Raw genomic sequence first — 2,073 nt, forward strand, 5'->3', positions numbered from 1 at the left:
GAGCGCAGACGGACTGGCCTTCCTGGTCGGCGCGGCCGTCCCCGACGGTGCCACTCCCGTCGCGCAGGCCTACGCCGGACACCAGTTCGGCGGCTACGTGCCCCGCCTCGGCGACGGCCGGGCGCTGCTACTCGGCGAACTCGTCGGCGTCGACGAACGCCTTCGCGATCTCCACCTCAAGGGCTCGGGGCGCACGCCGTTCGCGCGCGGGGGCGACGGCCTCGCGGCGGTGGGACCGATGCTGCGCGAGTACGTCGTAAGCGAGTCGATGCACGCGTTGGGCATCCCCACCACGAGGGCTCTGGCCGTGGTGGCGACCGGGCAACCGGTGCAGCGCGACACGCTTCTGCCCGGTGCCGTGCTCGCGCGCGTCGCGAGCAGTCATCTTCGCGTCGGGAGTTTTCAGTACGCGGCGGCCACCGGTGACGTCGACCTGTTGCGCCGCCTCGCCGACCACGCGATCGCCAGGCATTACCCCGACGTCGCAGCGGCCGAGCATCCCTACCTGGCCCTGTTCGACTCGGTCGTCGCCGCTCAGGCGTCGCTGGTGGCTCGGTGGATGCTCGTCGGCTTCATCCATGGGGTGATGAACACCGACAACATGACGATCTCGGGCGAGACGATCGACTACGGGCCGTGCGCCTTCATGGAGGCCTACGATCCGGCGACCGTGTACAGCTCGATCGACCACGCCGGGCGCTACGCCTACGCCAATCAGCCCGTCGTTGCCCAATGGAACCTGGCCCGCTTCGCCGAGACACTGCTGCCCCTCATCTCCGATGACCAGCAGCACGCCGTCGACCTCGCGGTGGAGTCACTCGGTCGCTTCGGCGCGGCCTACGACGCCGCCTGGTCGTCGGGCATGCGGGCCAAACTGGGGTTGCCCGCGGTCGCCGACGACGAGGCGGTGACGTCGCTGGCCGCGGCCCTGCTCGCGCAACTAGAGCAGAGTCACGTCGACTACACGGCCTTCTTCCGACTCCTTGGCGCAGCGGCCCGCGGTGACGCCGAGCCCGCCCGCGGACTCTTCGTCGACCTCGCTGCCTTCGACGGCTGGCTCGCGCGATGGCGGGCGCTGGAACCCGACGCCGAGGCAATGGACCGGGCGAACCCCGTCTACGTCCCGCGAAACCACCTCGTCGAGGAAGCTCTCGACGCGGCGACGTCGAACGATCTCGGCCCCATCGCACGGCTGCTGGACGCGGTGACGACCCCCTTCGACGAACGGCCGGACCTCGAGCGGTACGCCGCGCCCGCACCGGACGATTTCGGCCCCTACCAGACGTTCTGCGGAACGTAGCGGTTGATCGAAGTCACACTTTCGTAGGTTTCTGACAGCCGTGAGGGCGGCAATCCACGATCATGAAATCGAGCCACCTCACGCACGTCCTCGGTGTTGCGGTAACGGCGACGCGGGCGCTGGTGAGCGCTCCCGTCCCCCTCGCCTCCGCCGAACCCCTTCCCAACGCGTCCAACTCGGGCTGCTCCGACGTCGAAGTGGTGTTCGCCCGCGGCACCGGTGAGCCGCCGGGCGTTGGCGGCGTGGGTGAGGCTTTCGTCGACTCGCTGCAAACCAAGGTGGGGCCGAAGTCGGTTGAGGTGTACGCGGTTCGATACCCCGCGTCCGGCGACTTCCCGCGAGCAGTCGACGGGATCAACGATGCGGCCGCCCACATCACATCCAGGCCACGGCCGCGAGGTGTCCGAACACCAAGCTCGTCCTCGGCGGTTTCTCTCAGGGAGCGGCGGTCGCCGGGTTCGTCACGTCGGACGTCGTGCCCGCAGGAGCGGCCGACTCGGGCGTCACCGGGCCCATGCCGGCCTCCGTGGCCAATCACGTTGCCGCGGTTGCCCTGTTCGGCAAGCCCTCGCCAAGGTTCATGGGGTTGGTCGGCGAGCCGGCGATCGCCATCGGTCCGTTGTATGCGGGCAAGACTCTCGACTCGTGCGTCCCTGGAGATCCGATCTGCTCCGACGGCGGGGACTTCGCGCTCCACAACGCCTACATACCGGATGGGGTGGTGGACCAAGCCGCGACGGACGCCGCGGACAAGCTCGGGTCGACACCGCCCA

1 protein-coding gene and 1 pseudogene are annotated in these 2,073 nt (G+C 69.3%); both read left to right on the forward strand.

Annotated elements, in window-relative coordinates; all coding sequences use genetic code 11:
* The coding region (locus tag VET27_RS24600) for a protein adenylyltransferase SelO (RefSeq protein WP_526522398.1) at positions 1-1,300 on the forward strand (1,300 nt) is incomplete at its 5' end.
* A gap of 62 nt (positions 1,301-1,362) precedes the next feature.
* Positions 1,363-2,073, forward strand: a pseudogene (locus VET27_RS24605) (cutinase family protein); the annotation flags it as partial.

Origin of the sequence: Mycobacterium sp. (assembly GCF_035633495.1) — a bacterium.
Taxonomy (GTDB): domain Bacteria; phylum Actinomycetota; class Actinomycetes; order Mycobacteriales; family Mycobacteriaceae; genus Mycobacterium.